The sequence below is a fragment of the Streptomyces nymphaeiformis genome (assembly GCF_014203895.1).
Lineage (GTDB): Bacteria > Actinomycetota > Actinomycetes > Streptomycetales > Streptomycetaceae > Streptomyces > Streptomyces nymphaeiformis.
The window spans coordinates 178463-195852 of the sequence record NZ_JACHJY010000010.1; the positions used below are offsets into that span (position 1 = coordinate 178463).

The 17390-nt window shown below is 69.9% G+C and carries 13 protein-coding genes; 8 read left to right on the forward strand and 5 right to left on the reverse strand.

Annotated elements, in window-relative coordinates:
* Positions 1-759 (reverse strand): MIP/aquaporin family protein, encoded by a 759-nt coding sequence (locus GGE06_RS31860; RefSeq protein WP_184932442.1) that lies wholly within the window; start codon positions 757-759, stop codon positions 1-3.
* A gap of 444 nt (positions 760-1203) precedes the next feature.
* The gene (locus GGE06_RS31865; protein ID WP_116161878.1) at positions 1204-1968 is read right to left on the reverse strand and encodes an IclR family transcriptional regulator; all 765 of its coding nucleotides are present in this window, start codon (positions 1966-1968) and stop codon (positions 1204-1206) included.
* Between the two features lie 245 nt (positions 1969-2213).
* Between GGE06_RS31865 and metH the strand changes: the two genes are divergently transcribed.
* The 4 genes from metH to GGE06_RS31885 all read left to right on the forward strand — a co-directional run bounded on the left by metH (position 2214) and on the right by GGE06_RS31885 (position 10260).
* A complete protein-coding gene (gene metH / locus GGE06_RS31870) occupies positions 2214-5726 on the forward strand; it encodes a methionine synthase (RefSeq protein WP_184932443.1) in 3513 nt (1170 codons plus the stop codon).
* Between the two features lie 139 nt (positions 5727-5865).
* Positions 5866-6564, forward strand: coding sequence for an HAD family hydrolase (locus GGE06_RS31875; RefSeq protein ID WP_116161880.1), 699 nt, complete (start codon positions 5866-5868; stop codon positions 6562-6564).
* Between the two features lie 455 nt (positions 6565-7019).
* Positions 7020-8609: an ABC transporter substrate-binding protein gene (locus GGE06_RS31880; RefSeq protein WP_116161881.1), complete on the forward strand. Its 1590-nt coding sequence runs from the start codon at positions 7020-7022 to the stop codon at positions 8607-8609.
* Between the two features lie 67 nt (positions 8610-8676).
* The gene (locus GGE06_RS31885) at positions 8677-10260 is read left to right on the forward strand and encodes an ABC transporter substrate-binding protein (RefSeq protein ID WP_116161882.1); all 1584 of its coding nucleotides are present in this window, start codon (positions 8677-8679) and stop codon (positions 10258-10260) included.
* 74 nt (positions 10261-10334) lie between these two features.
* Here GGE06_RS31885 and GGE06_RS31890 read toward each other — a convergent pair whose 3' ends face one another.
* Both GGE06_RS31890 and GGE06_RS31895 read right to left on the reverse strand, forming a co-directional pair.
* Positions 10335-11012 carry a response regulator gene (locus tag GGE06_RS31890; RefSeq protein ID WP_030691890.1) on the reverse strand — a complete coding sequence of 226 codons (678 nt, stop codon included), beginning with the start codon at positions 11010-11012 and terminating at the stop codon, positions 10335-10337.
* Positions 11013-11060: 48 nt separating this feature from the next.
* Positions 11061-11963 carry a RecB family exonuclease gene (locus GGE06_RS31895; protein WP_246532885.1) on the reverse strand — a complete coding sequence of 301 codons (903 nt, stop codon included), beginning with the start codon at positions 11961-11963 and terminating at the stop codon, positions 11061-11063.
* 181 nt (positions 11964-12144) lie between these two features.
* Here GGE06_RS31895 and GGE06_RS31900 point away from each other — a divergent pair, with 181 nt between their 5' ends.
* From GGE06_RS31900 to GGE06_RS31910, 3 genes are all read left to right on the forward strand, one after another.
* Positions 12145-13278, forward strand: coding sequence for a site-2 protease family protein (locus GGE06_RS31900; RefSeq protein WP_221518781.1), 1134 nt, complete (start codon positions 12145-12147; stop codon positions 13276-13278).
* A gap of 18 nt (positions 13279-13296) precedes the next feature.
* Positions 13297-14184 carry a tRNA (adenine-N1)-methyltransferase gene (locus tag GGE06_RS31905; protein WP_015032448.1) on the forward strand — a complete coding sequence of 296 codons (888 nt, stop codon included), beginning with the start codon at positions 13297-13299 and terminating at the stop codon, positions 14182-14184.
* A 225-nt stretch (positions 14185-14409) separates the two neighbouring features.
* On the forward strand, positions 14410-14988 hold the full coding sequence (locus tag GGE06_RS31910) for a hypothetical protein (protein ID WP_116161885.1): 579 nt from the start codon (positions 14410-14412) through the stop codon (positions 14986-14988).
* 17 nt (positions 14989-15005) lie between these two features.
* Here the strand turns inward: GGE06_RS31910 and GGE06_RS31915 are convergent, their stop codons facing one another.
* Positions 15006-15317 (reverse strand): ferredoxin, encoded by a 312-nt coding sequence (locus GGE06_RS31915; RefSeq protein ID WP_116161886.1) that lies wholly within the window; start codon positions 15315-15317, stop codon positions 15006-15008.
* 240 nt (positions 15318-15557) lie between these two features.
* Between GGE06_RS31915 and arc the strand changes: the two genes are divergently transcribed.
* Positions 15558-17324 carry a proteasome ATPase gene (gene arc / locus GGE06_RS31920; RefSeq protein WP_116165623.1) on the forward strand — a complete coding sequence of 589 codons (1767 nt, stop codon included), beginning with the start codon at positions 15558-15560 and terminating at the stop codon, positions 17322-17324.
* Positions 17325-17390 lie beyond the last annotated feature (66 nt).

Sequence of the window (17390 nt, forward strand, 5' to 3'; positions counted from 1 at the left end):
TCAGGCGAACGCGATGTTGTAGATACCCGCCGCGAGGGCGCCACCGATCAGCGGACCGGCGACCGGGATCCAGGAGTAGCTCCAGTCGGAGCCGCCCTTGTTCGGCAGCGGGAGCAGGGCGTGCACGATGCGCGGGCCGAGGTCACGGGCCGGGTTGATGGCGTAACCGGTCGGGCCGCCGAGCGAGAGGCCGATGGAGACCACGACGAAAGCGGTGATCAGGGCGCCGAGGACGCCGAGGCCCTTGCCGCTGTCGTTCAGGCCCTGGGTGAGCACGGCCAGGACCAGCACGACGGTGCCGATGATCTCGGTGGCCAGGTTCTGCCAGGTGTTACGGATCTCGGGGCCCGTGGAGAAGACGCCGAGCACCGGGCCGGGTCCCTCGATCGGCTTCTCGCCGACGGTCTCCGGGTCCGTGAGGTGCGCCTGGAACTGGCCGTAGTAGGCCACCCAGACCAGCGCCGCGCCGATCATCGCGCCGAGCATCTGGCCGGCGATGTAGACCGGGACGTTGCTCCAGTCCCCGTCCTTGATCGCGATGGCGATCGTGACGGCGGGGTTCAGATGGGCGCCCGAGAGGGAAGCGGTCATGTAGACCGCCGTCATGACGGCGAAGCCCCACCCGAAGGCGATCGCGAGCCAGCCCGCGTTGCGGGCCTTGGAGTTCTTGAGCGTGACGGCGGCGCACACACCGCCGCCGAGCAGAATGAGTACGGCGGTACCGATGGTCTCGCCGAGGAAGATGTCGGAGCTGGGCACCCGCGACTCCTTTGTCCTTCGTCCAGGGGAAGGCGAACCCCGGGTCCCTCCGGTGGTCCGCGCCCTCGTGTGAGGGCGTTGCCGGCCCTTGGCACTGTGACACCTTAGCGCGATTGCCGGTAGGTGTTCGACAATGCCGACCGATGAACGGAAGTTTTGCCCCGGGGTTAACAGCGCGTCAAGGGTCTGGGAAGTGAAAAACCCGCCGATAACGCGATCGTTACCGGCGGGTTCGGTTCTGCTGTACGGGCTGCCGCACGCGGTCGTACGGAGGGTGGCCGGGCCGCGCTCGCACGGGCGGGTCGGGGCCGCGCTCGTGCGGGCGGGTCGGGGCCGCGCTCGTGCGGAAGGCGGGGCCGCGCTCGTACGGGAGGGCAGGGGTGCGGCCGTACGTAAGGCAAGGGTGCGCTCGTACGGAAGGCGGGGGTGCGCCCGTGCGGGCTCTCAGAAGCGGCCGGCCCCCAGGTCCCGGGAGACCGCGCGGGCGCAGTCCCGCACCGCCGCCACCAGCTCCGGGCGCAGCTCCCCGCCCGGGCAGACCCGCTCCACGGCGCCCGTGACCGCCACCGCGCCCACCGGCATCCGCCGCCGGTCGTGGATCGGCGCCGCCACCGAGGCCACGCCCTCCCAGGTCTCCTCCACGTCCGCCGCCCAGCCCCGGGCCCGCGTCATGTCGAGCAGCGACTCGAAATCGCCCAGCTCCGTGGTCGTCCGGGGCGTGAACGCCTCCCGCTCGACCTCCAGGACCTCGCTGTGCGCCACCGGGTCGTACGCCGAGAGGACCTTGCCGAGCGCCGTGGAGTGCAGCGGCTGCATGGCCCCCACCTCCAGGACCTGGCGGCTGTCGTCCGGCCGGAAGACGTGGTGCACGATCAGCACGCCCCGCTGGTGCAGCACCCCCAGGTGCACGCTCTCGCCGCTGGACCGGGCCAGGTCGTCCGTCCAGACCAGGGCGCGCGCCCGCAGCTCGTGCACGTCCAGATAGCTGTTGCCGAGCCGCAGCAGCTCCGCGCCCAGCTGGTAGCGGCCCGAGGCCGCGTCCTGCTCCACGAAGCCCTCCGCCTGGAGGGTGCGCAGGATGCCGTGGGCCGTTCCCTTGGCGAGCCCGAGCGAGGACGCGATGTCGGACAGACCGAGCCGGCGCTCGCCACCCGCGAGCAGTCGCAGCATGGCCGCCGCTCGTTCAAGCGACTGGATGTTCTTCGCCATCGCCCGGCCCCTCACCCTTCTCACACTGTTCGACAATGCTGAACACTATCGGTCGATGCCGACCTCGCGTCACACCACACAGTGTCGGTCAAGGAGGGGCAGGACCGGGAGTCCCCGCACACAGGATGCCGTCCGGCCCGTGGGACGCCTTGTCCACCCCGGCTCAAGCGCGGTTACGCTGGCCCCGTGCACCCTCCCCCCGAGAGTGCAAAGCCGACAGCCGTCGCATCCCAGGGAGCTCATCCATGGCCTCGTTGCCGACCCCTTCCGCTGACAGCCGGACCCGCGCCGCCGCCCTCCGTGAGGCACTCGCCAGCCGAGTCGTCGTCGCCGACGGAGCCATGGGCACCATGCTCCAGGCCCAGGACCCCACCCTCGAGGACTTCCAGAACCTCGAAGGATGCAACGAGATCCTGAACGTCACCCGGCCCGACATCGTCCGTTCGGTGCACGAGGCGTACTTCGAGGTCGGCGTCGACTGCGTCGAGACGAACACGTTCGGCTCCAACCACTCGGCCGCCGGCGAGTACGAGATCGCGGACCGGATCCACGAGCTCTCCGAGGCGGGCGCCCGGATCGCCCGCGAGGTCGCCGACGAGTTCGGCGCGAAGGACGGCCGCCAGCGCTGGGTGCTCGGCTCGATCGGCCCCGGCACCAAGCTGCCCTCCCTCGGCCACATCTCGTACGACGTGCTGCGCGACGGCTACCAGCAGAACGCCGAGGGCCTGCTGGCCGGCGGCGCCGACGCCCTGATCGTCGAGACGACCCAGGACCTGCTGCAGACCAAGTCCAGCCTCATCGGCGCGCGCCGCGCGATGGACGCCCTGGGCGTGGACGTGCCCCTGATCTGCTCGCTCGCCTTCGAGACCACCGGCGTCATGCTGCTCGGCTCCGAGATCGGCGCGGCCCTGACCGCCCTGGAGCCCCTCGGCATCGACCTGATCGGCCTGAACTGCTCGACCGGCCCCGCCGAGATGAGCGAGCACCTGCGCTACCTCGCCCGCCACTCCCGTACGCCCCTCATGTGCATGCCGAACGCCGGCCTGCCCGTGCTCACCAAGGACGGCGCGTACTTCCCGCTCACGGCCACCGAGATGGCCGACGCGCAGGAGAACTTCGTCCGCGACTACGGCCTGTCCCTGGTCGGCGGCTGCTGCGGCTCCACGCCCGAGCACCTGCGCCAGGTCGTCGAGCGCGTCCAGGGCATCACCCCGCCCGAGCGCTCCCCCCGCCCCGAGCCGGGCGCCGCCTCCCTCTACCAGACGGTGCCGTTCCGCCAGGACACCTCGTACCTGGCGATCGGCGAGCGGACCAACGCCAACGGCTCGAAGAAGTTCCGCGAGGCCATGCTCGAAGGCCGCTGGGACGACTGCGTCGAGATGGCCCGCGACCAGATCCGCGAGGGCGCGCACATGCTCGACCTGTGCGTCGACTACGTGGGCCGCGACGGCGTCGCCGACATGGAGGAGCTCGCGGGCCGCTTCGCCACCGCCTCCACCCTGCCGATCGTCCTCGACTCCACCGAGGTGGACGTCCTGCGCGCCGGCCTGGAGAAGCTCGGCGGCCGTGCCGTCATCAACTCGGTCAACTACGAGGACGGCGACGGCCCCGAGTCCCGCTTCGCGAAGGTCACCCGTCTGGCCCAGGAGCACGGCGCCGCCCTCATCGCCCTCACCATCGACGAGGAGGGCCAGGCCCGTACCCCCGAGCACAAGGTCGCCGTCGCCGAGCGCCTCATCGAGGACCTCACCGGCAACTGGGGCATCCACGAGTCCGACATCCTCATCGACACCCTGACCTTCACCATCTGCACCGGCCAGGAGGAGTCGCGCAAGGACGGCATCGCCACCATCGAGGCGATCCGCGAACTGAAGCGCCGCCACCCGGACGTCCAGACCACCCTGGGCCTGTCGAACATCTCCTTCGGCCTCAACCCGGCCGCCCGCATCCTGCTCAACTCGGTCTTCCTCGACGAGTGCGTCAAGGCGGGCCTGGACTCGGCGATCGTCCACGCCTCGAAGATCCTGCCCATCGCCCGCTTCGACGAGGAGCAGGTCACCACCGCCCTCGACCTGATCTACGACCGGCGCGCCGAGGGCTACGACCCGCTGCAGAAGCTGATGGCCCTCTTCGAGGGCGCCACCGCCAAGTCGCTCAAGGCCGGCAAGACCGAGGAGCTCCTCGCCCTGCCCCTGGACGAGCGCCTCAAGCGGCGGATCGTCGACGGCGAGAAGAACGGCCTGGAGGCCGACCTCGACGAGGCCCTCGTCCAGCGGCCCGCCCTGGACATCGTCAACGACACCCTCCTCGACGGCATGAAGACGGTCGGCGAGCTGTTCGGCTCCGGCCAGATGCAGCTGCCGTTCGTGCTCCAGTCGGCCGAGGTCATGAAGACGGCCGTCGCCCACCTCGAACCGCACATGGAGAAGTCCGACGCCGAGGGCAAGGGCACGATCGTGCTCGCCACCGTCCGCGGCGACGTCCACGACATCGGCAAGAACCTCGTCGACATCATCCTCTCCAACAACGGCTACAACGTCGTCAACATCGGCATCAAGCAGCCGGTCTCCGCGATCCTGGAAGCCGCCGAGGAGCACAACGCCGACGTCATCGGCATGTCCGGCCTCCTCGTGAAGTCCACCGTGATCATGAAGGAGAACCTGGAGGAGCTGAACCAGCGCGAGCTGGCCGCCAAGTACCCCGTGATCCTCGGCGGAGCCGCCCTCACCCGCGCGTACGTCGAGCAGGACCTCCACGAGATCTACCAGGGCGAGGTCCGCTACGCCCGGGACGCCTTCGAGGGCCTGCGCCTCATGGACGCGCTCATCGGCGTCAAGCGCGGCGTCCCCGGAGCCGTGCTCCCCGAGCTGAAGCAGCGCCGCGTCGCCAAGAGCGCCACCGCGGCCCTCCAGGTCGAGGAGCCGGAGCCCGGCGGCCGCTCCGACGTGGCCACCGACAACCCCGTGCCCACCCCGCCGTTCTGGGGCACCCGCGTCGTCAAGGGCATCCCGCTCAAGGAGTACGCCTCCTGGCTCGACGAGGGTGCGCTCTTCAAGGGCCAGTGGGGCCTCAAGCAGAACCGGGCCGGCGACGGACCGGCGTACGAGGAACTGGTCGAGACCGAGGGCCGGCCCCGGCTGCGCGGCTGGCTGGAGCGCCTCCACACCGAGAACCTCCTGGAGGCGGCCGTCGTCCACGGCTACTTCCCCTGCGTCTCCAAGGGCGACGACCTGATCATCCTGGACGAGGCGGGCAACGAGCGGACCCGGTTCACCTTCCCGCGCCAGCGCCGCGGCCGCCGCCTGTGCCTCGCGGACTTCTTCCGCCCGGAGGAGTCCGGCGAGACCGACGTCGTCGGCCTCCAGGTCGTCACCGTCGGCTCGAAGATCGGCGAGGCCACGGCCAAGCTCTTCGAGTCCGACTCGTACCGCGACTACCTGGAGCTGCACGGCCTCTCCGTCCAGCTCGCCGAGGCCCTCGCCGAGTACTGGCACGCCCGCGTCCGCGCGGAGCTCGGCTTCGGCGGGGAGGACCCCGAGAACGTCGAGGACATGTTCGACCTCAAGTACCGCGGTGCCCGCTTCTCGCTGGGCTACGGCGCCTGTCCCGACCTGGAGGACCGGGCGAAGATCGCCGAGCTGCTCCGGCCGGAGCGGATCGGCGTCCACCTCTCCGAGGAGTTCCAGCTCCACCCCGAGCAGTCCACCGACGCCATCGTCATCCACCACCCCGAGGCGAAGTACTTCAACGCACGGTGACCGCGCGGTGACGCCGCAGGGTAAATACGCGCTTTCCCGTTGATCGCGACGTACACTTGTCGGTCCAGTGCAGGCCGGTCATCCTCCCCGTACCGGGGAGGATGACCGGCCTTCTCGTCCCTCCATGGAGGTGTGCCGGATGACCAGTACGGTCCCCGCGTCCCTGTTCCGTACGAACGGCAGCTCCGCCCTGCAGGCGGTCTTCCTCGACATGGACGGGACCCTCGTCGACACGGAGGGGTTCTGGTGGGACGCCGAGGTCGAGGTCTTCGCGGACCTCGGGCACCGGCTGGACGAGGCCTGGCGGGACATCGTCGTCGGCGGCCCGATGACCCGCAGCGCGGGCTACCTCATCGAGTCCACCGGCGCCGACATCACCCTCGAAGAGCTCACCGTCCTGCTCAACGAGAAGTTCGAGCAGCGCATCGACCGGGGCGTGCCCCTCATGCCGGGCGCCGAGCGACTGCTCGCCGAGCTGGCCCGGCACTCCATCCCCACCGCCCTGGTCTCCGCCTCGCACCGGCGGATCATCGACCGGGTCCTCGGCTCGCTCGGCCGCGACCGCTTCGCCCTCACGGTCGCCGGCGACGAGGTCGAGCGCACCAAGCCGCACCCCGAGCCGTACCTGACGGCCGCCCGGGGCGTGGGCGCCGACCCCGTGCTCTGCGCCGTCATCGAGGACACCGCGACCGGTGTGGCGGCCGCCGAGGCGGCCGGCTGCCGGGTCGTCGCGGTGCCCTCCGTCGCCCCGATCGCGCCCTCCCCGGGCCGGGTCGTCGTGCGCTCCCTGGAAGAGGTCGACGTACCGTTCCTGCGTACCTTGATCACGGGAATTTGAGCTTTATCTGAGGAAAGCGATCCGGCTGAAGTCCGGCCGAAGAGAGCGGGCCATTCACCGAAAAGCACCTGAGTGACCTTGGTCACCCAGAGTGCCGGACGGCGGGTGGCCCGTTCTCGTCCCCTGTCTCAAAAGCGGATGTTTCGACGCCCCCTGTGTCCTGATTGGTTAACCGTCGTCCGCAACGTCCGGCGCATGGTTATCGAGTCCGGCGCATTCATGATCACTCTTCGATTACGCCCCCGTGCGGCCCCGGTCAAGGGATACCGGCTCCGCCCATTAATCTTTCGCGAGTACTTCGCCGCATAACCGCGTGCACCGGCGCACACCCAAGTCGCCGTGAACACAGGACCGATCGCAACACCCGGCCCGATCGCTCCCGCCCCGACCGGGCGGCAGGCGGCGGAGTTCCACTGACCGCTGTACCCCAGTGCCGGATGAGGAGATCGTCCCTGATGAACCGCAAGACCCTGGTGCTGCCGGCCGTGGCCGGACTGCTCGTCCCCCTGCTCGCCGGCTGCGGCGGCAGCGAGGAGAGCCGATCGATCGTCGTCGGCACCACGGACCAGTTCATCGCCACCGGGGACGCACCCGCTCCGCTCGACCCGGCCTACGCCTACGACACCGGCGCCTGGAACATCCTCCGCCAGACCGTGCAGACCCTGCTGCACGTGCCCCGCGGCGGCGGCGAGCCCGTCCCCGAGGCCGCCAAGACCTGCGGCTTCTCCGACAAGGCCAGCGAGAGCTACCGCTGCACGCTCCGCGAGGGCCTCACCTTCGCCGACGGCACCCCCATCACGGCCGAGGACGTCAAGTACTCCATCGACCGCGTCCTGAAGATCAAGTCGGACAACGGCACCGCCGCCCTCCTCGCGAACATCGACACCGTCGAGACCCAGGGCACCGACGGCGTCGTCTTCCACCTCAAGACCCCCGACGCGACCTTCCCGTACAAGCTCTCCACCCCTGTCGCCGGCATCCTCAGCAAGGACAAGTACGCCGCCGACAAGCTCCGCGACGGCTTCGACGTCGACGGCTCGGGCCCGTACACCATGAAGGTCGAGCGCGAGGGCGACAAGGCCACCCGCTTCGTCTTCACCAAGAACCCCGCCTACAAGGGCGACATCACCCTGCGCAACGACAAGGTCGAACTGCGCCCCTACGCCGACGCCGGCACCATGGGCGCCGCCCTGGAGCGCGACGACATCGACATGATGGCCCGCTCCCTGTCGCAGAAGCAGATCAAGGACCTCACCGAGACGCCCAAGGACAACATCCGCGTCACCGAGGTCCCCGGCCTGGAGATCCGGTACCTCGGCTTCAACACCGACGCCCCCTCCGTCGAGCAGAAGGCCGTGCGCCAGGCCATGGCCTCCGTCGTCGACCGGGGCGCCCTCGTCAACCTCGTCTACGGCCCCACCGCGGAGCCGCTGTACTCGCTGATCCCCTCCAGCATCACCGGCCACGCCACCCCCTTCTTCGACGAGTACGGCGAGCCCGACCCCGTCCGCGCCGCCAAGCTCCTCAAGGACGCGGGCGTCAAGACCCCGGTCAAGGTGACCCTCAACTACACCACCGACCACTACGGCGCCGAGACCGCCCAGGAGTTCGAGGCGCTCAAGAAGCAGCTCGTCGCCAGCGAGCTCTTCGACGTCAAGATCCAGGGTGCCGAGTGGTCCACCTTCCGCACGGCCCAGAAGCGCGGCGACTACGCCGTCTACGGCCTCGGCTGGTTCCCGGACTACCCGGACCCCGACAACTACATCGCGCCGTTCCTCGACAGCGACAACTTCCTCAACACCCCCTACGTGAACAAGACCGTTCGCGAGAAGCTCATCCCGCGCTCGCGCCGCCAGGCCGACCGCAACGCCGCAAGCCCCGTCTACGCGCAGATCCAGAAGATCGTCGCCAAGGACGTCCCCGTCCTGCCCCTGTGGCAGGGCAAGCAGTACGTCGCCGCCCGCGACGACCTCAACGGAGTCGAGTACGCCCTCAACACCTCCTCCGACCTGCTGCTGTGGGAACTGGGCCGCGGCACCGCCTGACCCCTTCGTTGTCCCGGCCGCGCGCCCCTGCGCGGCCGGCCTGACAAGAGATCAAGAGGCAAGTTCTGTGAAGGCACGAAACAAGTGGCTGACGGCCCCGCTCGCCGCGGGCCTGTCCGCCGCCCTCCTCAGCGGCTGCGGCACCGAGCAGGGAAGCGGCTCCGGAGGCTCCGGAGACGGGATACGCGTCGGCATGTCCGACGAGATCCTCGCCACCGACCCGGCGGCCGGCTACGACCCCGGCTCCTGGCTGCTGTTCAACAACGTCTTCCAGTCCCTCCTCGCCTTCCCCAAGGGCGGCTCCGAGCCCGAGCCCGAGGCCGCCGACAAGTGCGAGTTCTCCGCGGGCAGCAAGGTCTACACCTGCACCCTGCGCGACGGCCTCACCTTCTCCAACGGCAACAAGCTCACCTCGGAGGACGTCAAGTACTCCTTCGAGCGGGCCCTCAAGATCGCCGACCCCTCGGGCCCGGCGCCGCTGCTCTCCACCATCCAGAGCATCGAGACCCCCGACGAGAAGACCGTCGTCTTCCGCCTCAAGGTCCCGGACGCCACCTTCCCCAGCAAGATCGCCTCCGGCGCCGGCTCCATCGTCGACCACCACGACTACCCCGCCGACGCGCTGCGCACCGACGGCAAGGCCACCGGCTCCGGCCCGTACAAGCTGGACTCCTTCGGCGAGTCCGAGGCCACGTTCTCCGCCAACCCCGGCTACAAGGGCAACGCCAAGCCCAAGAACGGCGCCGTCACCCTCAAGCTGTACCGCGGCGACCGCGCCGCCCTCGCCAAGGCCTTCACCGACGGCGACATCGACGTCGCCTACCGAGGCCTCTCCGCCGACGACATCTCCGCCCTGGAGAACTCCGCCACCACGGCCGACAAGGGCATCGAGGTCGTCACCGGCAGCAGCGCCGAGGTCCAGCACCTGGTCTTCAACATGAAGGACCCGGTCGTCGGCAAGCTCGGCGTCCGCAAGGCCATCGCCCACCTCGTCGACCGCGAGGCCCTCGTCGAGAACGTCTACAAGTCGACGGCCACCCCGCTCTACTCGATCGTCCCGGCCGGCATCGCCGGACACAACACCGCCTTCTACGACGCCTACGGCACCCCCGACACGGCCAAGGCGAAGAAGGCCCTCCGCTCCGCCGGCATCACCGACAAGGTGAAGCTCACCCTCTGGTCCACGCCCAGCCGCTACGGCCCGGCCACCGACCAGGAGCTCAAGGCCATCGCCGAACAGCTCAACGCGAGCGGCCTCTTCGACGCCGACGTGAAGTCCGTCGCCTTCGACCAGTACGAGAAGGACATCGCCGCCGGCAAGTACGGCGTCTACGTCAAGGGCTGGGTCCCCGACTACCCCGACGCCGACAACTTCACCAGCCCCTTCTTCGGTGAGGGCAACGTCCTCGGCAACCACTACGAGAACCGCACCATCACCGGCACCCTCCTCCCCGAGACCGCCGCCGTCGCCGACCGCGCCGGCACCGCCGACGAGTACGGACGCCTCCAGGACCTCGTCGCCGAGGAGCTCCCGGTGCTGCCGCTGTGGCAGGGCAAGCAGTACGCCGTCGCCCGCGAGGACGTCACCGGCCTCGAATGGACCCTCGACGCCTCGACCGTCTTCCGCTTCTGGGAGATCCGCAAGGGCTGACACCCCCGTCCCCACGCACGAGGGCCCGGTACGCACCACGCGCACCGGGCCCTCGCCGCACCCACGGCCGATCGCTACTGGCCGCCGGCCCCCGGCCGCACCAGACCGCTCTCGTACGCGTACACCGCGGCCTGCACCCGGTCCCGCAGACCCAGCTTCGTCAGCACATGGCCCACGTGCGTCTTCACCGTCGTCTCGCTGACGAACAGGTCCGCCGCGATCTCCGCGTTCGACAGGCCCCGCGCCACCAGCTTCAGCACCTCCACCTCGCGGTCGGTCAAGGTGTTCAGCGTGTCCGGCACCTGCTCCTCGCCCGTCGGCAGATGCGCCGAGTACTTGTCGAGCAGCCGGCGCGTGATCGACGGGGCCAGCATCGCCTCGCCCGCCGCCACCACACGGATCGCCTGCACCAGCTCGTTCGCCGGAGCGTCCTTCAGCAGGAAGCCGCTCGCCCCCGCCCGCAGCGCCTCCACCACGTACTCGTCCAGGTCGAAGGTCGTCAGGACCAGTACCTTCGCCGGACCGTCCCGCCCCGGGCCGGTGATCTGCCGGGTCGCCTCCACCCCGTCCATCCGCGGCATCCGGATGTCCATCAGCACCACGTCCGGCTGCAGCGCGCGCACCTGCTCCTGCGCCTGCAGACCGTCGCCGGCCTCACCCACCACCGCGATGTCCTGCTCCGCCTCCAGAATCATCCGGAAGCCGGTCCGCAGCAGCGGCTGATCGTCGACCAACAGGACGCGGATCGTCACAAGGGCTCCTTCACGGGGCTGGGCCCGGCCCTTTCACGCGGGCTGGGCTCAGGAAGACGGCTGGGCCGGGTCCATTCTGCCCTGCCCGGATTCACCCGACTCCGGCGGGCGCGCGGAAACGATCTTCAGGGGATAGACCGGGGGAGTACCCCCGAACTCGGGACAGACCGCCTGATGGTCGCACCAGCCGCACAGCTTCGTCGGCCGCGGCCGCCAGTCGCCCGACTCCGTGGCCAGCCGGATCGCGTCCCACAGCGCCAGCAGCTTCCGCTCCACCCGCAGCAGATCCGCCTCCACCGGGTCGTACGTCAGCACCTCCCCGCTGCCCAGGTACACCAGCTGCAGCCGCCGCGGGATCACCCGCTTCAGCCGCCACACCACCAGCGCGTAGAAGGTCATCTGGAACAGCGCGCCGTCCCGGTACTCCGGCCGCGGCGCCTTCCCCGTCTTGTAGTCGACGATCCGCACCTCGCCCGAGGGCGCCACGTCGACCCGGTCGATCACCCCGCGCAGCCGCAGCCCCGACTCCAGCTCCGTCTCCACGAACAGCTCGCGCTCGGCCGGCTCCAGCCGCGTCGGGTCCTCGAGCGTGAACCACCGCTCGACCAGCTGCTCCGCCTCGCCCAGCCAGCCCGCCAGACGCTCCCCGCCCGGATCCTCCGCGAACAGCTCGGCCAGCTCCGGCTTCGCCTCCAGGAGCCGCTCCCACTGCCCCGGCACCATCGACCTCGCCCGCGGCGCCGTCCGCTCCGCCGCCGGATCGTCGAAGAGCCGCTCAAGCACCGCGTGCACCAGCGTGCCCCGCGTCGCCGCCGCGCTCGGCTTCTCCGGCAGCCGGTCGATCACCCGGAACCGGTACAGCAGCGGACACTGCATGAAATCGCTCGCCCGCGAGGGCGACAACGACATGGGCGCCCGGGGCTCCGCCGGCACCTGCTCGCTCGTACTCATGACGAAGACCCTACGACCCGCCACCGACAGCGAGCGGAATACCATCGACCTGGGACCCCGTCGCACTGCATGATCGAACCGTGACACATCCGACGCGGGTCACCCCACGCGACGAAAGGAACCCGTGAACCAGGACGAGCCCAAGCCGCAGCGGACCGAGGAGCCCGGCGGCGGGATCCTCATGGGACGGCCCTTCGGCGTGCCCGTCTACGTCGCCCCCAGCTGGTTCGTCGTCGCCGCCCTCATCACCTGGGTCTTCGGCGACCAGATCGAGCGTGTCCTGCCCGAGCTCGGCGCAGCCCGGTACCTGGTCTCCCTCTTCTTCGCCGTCGCCTTCTACGCCTCCGTGCTCGTCCACGAGCTGGCCCACACCATCGCCGCGCTCCGCTTCAAACTCCCGGTGCGCCGCATCCAGCTCCAGTTCTTCGGCGGCGTCTCCGAGATCGAGAAGGAGACCGAGACCCCCGGCCGCGAATTCGTCCTCGCCTTCGTCGGCCCCCTCCTCTCCCTCGTCCTCGCCGGCGTGTTCTACCTCTCCCTGTACGCCGTCGAGCCCGGCACCGTCCCCGGGGTCCTCCTCGGCGGCCTGATGATCTCCAACCTGATCGTCGCGATCTTCAACCTGCTCCCCGGCCTCCCCCTCGACGGCGGCCGCATGCTCCGCGCCGTCGTCTGGAAGATCACCGGCAAGCCCATGAGCGGCACCGTCGCCGCCGCCTGGGTCGGCCGCGCCCTCGCCGTCCTCGTCCTCGTCGGCCTGCCCCTGCTCACCCGCACCGGCCTCCTCGGCAACTCCACCGAGGACATCGGCGGCTTCGAGACCGTCACCGACGCCCTCCTCGCCGCGATCCTCGCCGCCATCATCTGGACCGGCGCCGGCAACAGCCTCCGCATGGCCCGCCTCCGCGAGCACCTCCCCGAACTCCGCGCCCGCGCACTCACCCGCCGCGCCATCCCCGTCGAACCCGCCACACCGCTCTCCGAGGCCCTCCGCCGCGCCAACGAGGCCGGCGCCCGCGCCCTCGTCGTCGTCGACGGCGCCGGCGAACCCACCGGCATCGTCCGCGAGGCCGCCATCGCCGCCGTACCCCAGCACCGCCGCCCCTGGGTCGCCGTCAGCACCCTCGCCCAGGACCTCACCGACGGCATGCGGGTCCCCGCCGAACTCACCGGGCAGCCCCTCCTCGACCACCTCCGCGCCAGCCCCGCCACCGAGTACCTCGTCGTCGAGGACACCGGCGAGATCTACGGGGTCCTCGCCACCACCGACGTCGAACGGGCCTTCGTCCAGGCCATGGCACGACCGTCCACGTAACCCCGGTACTCTGGTCGCATGTCCGAACCGACCGGTGCCGCCCGCCGACGCGGGCCCTTCAAGGTCGGGGACCAGGTTCAGCTGACCGACCCCAAGGGCCGTCACTACACGTTCACGCTCGAAGAGGGAAAGAACTTCCACACCCACAAGGGTTCTTTCCCGCACGACGAACTGATCGGCGCCCCCGAGGGCAGCGTTGTCCGTACCACCGGAAACGTCGCCTACCTCGCGCTGCGCCCCCTGCTCCCCGACTACGTCCTGTCCATGCCCCGCGGCGCAGCCGTGGTCTACCCCAAGGACGCGGGGCAGATCCTGGCCTTCGCCGACATCTTCCCCGGCGCCCGCGTCGTGGAAGCGGGAGTGGGCTCGGGATCGCTGAGCAGCTTCCTCCTGCGCGCCATCGGAGACAGCGGCATGCTGCACTCCTACGAGCGCCGCGAGGACTTCGCCGAGATCGCGAAGGGCAACGTCGAGCGCTACTTCGGCGGCCCCCACCCCGCGTGGCAGCTGACCGTCGGCGACCTCCAGGACAACCTGTCCGACACCGACGTCGACCGCGTCATCCTGGACATGCTCGCCCCCTGGGAGTGCCTGGAGGCCGTCTCCAAGGCCCTCGTCCCCGGCGGCATCCTCTGCTGCTACGTGGCGACCACCACCCAGCTCGCCCGCACCGTGGAGTCCATCCGCGAGTTCGGCTGCTACGCCGAGCCGCAGCCCTGGGAGTCCATGATCCGCAACTGGCACGTCGAGGGCCTCGCCGTCCGCCCCGATCACCGCATGATCGGCCACACCGGCTTCCTCGTCACCGCCCGTCGCCTCGCGGACGGGGTGGAGCCCCCGATGCGCCGCCGCCGCCCCGCGAAGGGCGCCTACGGCGAGGACTACGAGGGCCCCAACAAGGGCTGACGTTCCGACATCCAGACCGCGCCGCCGTCGAGTTCCCCGCCCACGCGGAGGAACTCGACGGCGGCGTCCTCATGTTCACGGCGGCGCCTGCCCTCCGTCGGCCCCCGTCGGTCCGTCGCCTTCGGAGACCGGCCGACCCAGCCCCACCCCAGCTGTTCCGTCCCCCTGTGACGTATGGCACGATGCCGGAAACCCCGCCGCACCACCCCACAGGAGACGTCTCGCGTGCAGCACTCCGCCGCCCCGGACCTCGCGGACCTCGCCCACACCCACGCCCGGCCGGCCCACTGGCTGGCCACCGCCACCGCGACCGCCGCGGTCGTCGCCCTCGCCGGATTCCTCCAGCCCGGCCCCGCCTCGGCGGGCGCCGCACCGGCCGCCGCCCCGCGCCCGGCACCCGCCCCCGACGCCGCCGGAGCCGAGTACCCCCTGGAATGCGGGGGAGCCCGCCACACGGTCGCGAAGCGGGTCTCCGGAGACCTCGACGGCGACGGGAACCCCGAGACCGTTGCGGTCGTGCACTGCGAAGCCGGCTCCGGCACCCCGCCGAGCGCCGTCTACGTCCTCACCCGCGGCAAGGGCGGCGGCACCCCCGCGCGCGTGGTCGCCACCCTCGTCGCACCCGGGCAGCACCGGAACGTCACGGAGCTCTCCGTACGCGACGGAGCCGTACGCGCCACCCTGCTCGGCTACTCGTCCCCCGACGTGCCCAGCTGCTGCCCCGACGAGAAGGAGCAGGTCAGCTGGCGCTGGCAGGGCGGCGCCTTCGTCCGCGGCGACCAGACGGACGCGCTCGGCGTCTGAGACGGACGCCCGGTCCGCTACTCGGCGTCGGGGCCGTACACCTCGACCCGGTCCGAGACCCGGCGCACATGGATGCAGTCGCCCGGGCACTCCTTCGCGGAGTCCACCACGTCCTGGAGCAGCGGCAGCGGCACCGGCGTGGTGGCCCCCGCGTCCTGGAGGAGCTCGTCGTCGGCGCTCTTCACATAAGCGAGCCCGTCGATGTCGAGCTCGAAGACCTCGGGAGCGTACTGCGCGCAGATCCCGTCCCCGGTGCACAGGTCCTGGTCGATCCAGACCTCCAGCGCCTCCTCGGCGCCCGTCGCCGGGCCCTCGTGCTGCACGGTCATATCTCCTGCCGTTTCTGCTTCGCGCGATAAGTCGGGCCACCCCTGACGGGTGTTGACCAAAGACGACGATACAACCGCCCGCTTTCAAGCGGTGAAGGGTGGGTATTCCCCTGGCGAGAGGGGAAGCGCAAGGGTGAAGATCGGACACACCCCGGAGTCTTTTTGATCTAGGGGTTTCAATCACCACCCACGCAGGTAGGGTCAGGAAGCGTCCAGCTCCCCTTGGAGGAGGTGAGGACCGTGGCAGCCCACGACGACGACATCAACCGCGGCATCCGGCCGGGGCGGGGGTCTGAAGACCCCGCCGGTCAGGTTGCCTATCTCGAGCAGGAAATCGCCGTCCTGCGCCGCAAGCTCGCCGACTCTCCGCGCCACACGAGGATTCTCGAAGAGCGGATCGTCGAGCTGCAGACCAGCCTGGCCGGCGTGTCCGCGCAGAACGAACGTCTGGCGAACACGCTCCGTGAGGCCCGCGACCAGATCGTGGCCCTCAAGGAGGAGGTCGACCGGCTCGCACAGCCGCCGGCCGGCTTCGGTGTCTTCCTGCAGGCCAACGAGGACGGCACGTGCGACATCTTCACCGGGGGCCGCAAGCTCCGGGTGAACGTCAGCCCGAGCATCGAGCTCGAAGAGCTCAAGCGCGGCCAGGAAGTCATGCTCAACGAAGCGCTCAACGTGGTCGAGGCCATGGAGTTCGAGCGCGCCGGGGACATCGTCACCCTCAAGGAGATCCTCGAGGACGGCGAGCGCGCCCTGGTGGTGGGGCACACCGACGAGGAGCGGGTGGTGAGGCTCGCCGAGCCTCTGCTGGACGTCACCATCCGCGCCGGCGACGCCCTGCTGCTCGACTCCAGGTCCGGCTACGTCTACGAGGTGGTCCCCAAGAGCGAGGTCGAAGAGCTCGTTCTGGAAGAGGTCCCGGACGTCGACTACGACAAGATCGGCGGTCTGGGCAACCAGATCGAGCTGATCCGCGACGCGGTCGAGCTCCCGTACCTCTACCCGGACCTCTTCAAGGAGCACGAACTGCGGCCGCCCAAGGGCATCCTGCTCTACGGCCCGCCCGGCTGCGGCAAGACGCTGATCGCGAAGGCCGTGGCCAACTCGCTGGCCAAGAAGGTCGCCGAGGTGACCGGCCAGCCCGCGGGGAAGTCCTACTTCCTCAACATCAAGGGCCCCGAGCTCCTCAACAAGTACGTCGGAGAGACCGAGCGGCACATCCGCCTCGTCTTCCAGCGTGCCCGGGAGAAGGCGAGCGAGGGCACCCCCGTCATCGTCTTCTTCGACGAGATGGAATCCCTCTTCCGCACCCGCGGCTCCGGTGTCAGCTCGGACGTGGAGAACACCATCGTCCCGCAGCTGCTCGCCGAGATCGACGGCGTGGAAGGCCTGGAGAACGTCATCGTCATCGGCGCCTCCAACCGCGAGGACATGATCGACCCCGCGATCCTGCGGCCCGGCCGGCTCGACGTCAAGATCAAGATCGAGCGTCCGGACGCGGAGGCCGCGAAGGACATCTTCGCGAAGTACCTCACGGAGACCCTGCCGCTCCACGCGGACGACATCTCCGAGCACAGCGGCTCGAAGGCCGCCGCCGCCCACGGAATGATCCAGTCGGTCGTCGAGCAGATGTACGCGGAATCCGAGGAGAACCGCTTCCTCGAAGTCACGTACGCCAACGGCGACAAGGAAGTCCTGTACTTCAAGGACTTCAACTCCGGCGCGATGATCCAGAACATCGTCGACCGGGCCAAGAAGATGGCCATCAAGGCCTTCCTCGACCACAACCAGAAGGGCATCCGGGTCTCCCACCTCCTCCAGGCTTGCGTGGACGAGTTCAAGGAGAACGAGGACCTGCCCAACACCACCAACCCCGACGACTGGGCCCGGATCTCCGGAAAGAAGGGCGAGCGGATCGTCTTCATCCGCACGCTCGTCACCGGAAAGCAGGGCGCGGACACCGGACGCTCCATCGACACGGTGGCCAATACCGGTCAGTACCTGTAAAACGCCCACCGGCTGCGGATGTCCGGAAACCGGGCATCCGCAGCCGACGCATTCCATCCAGCATTT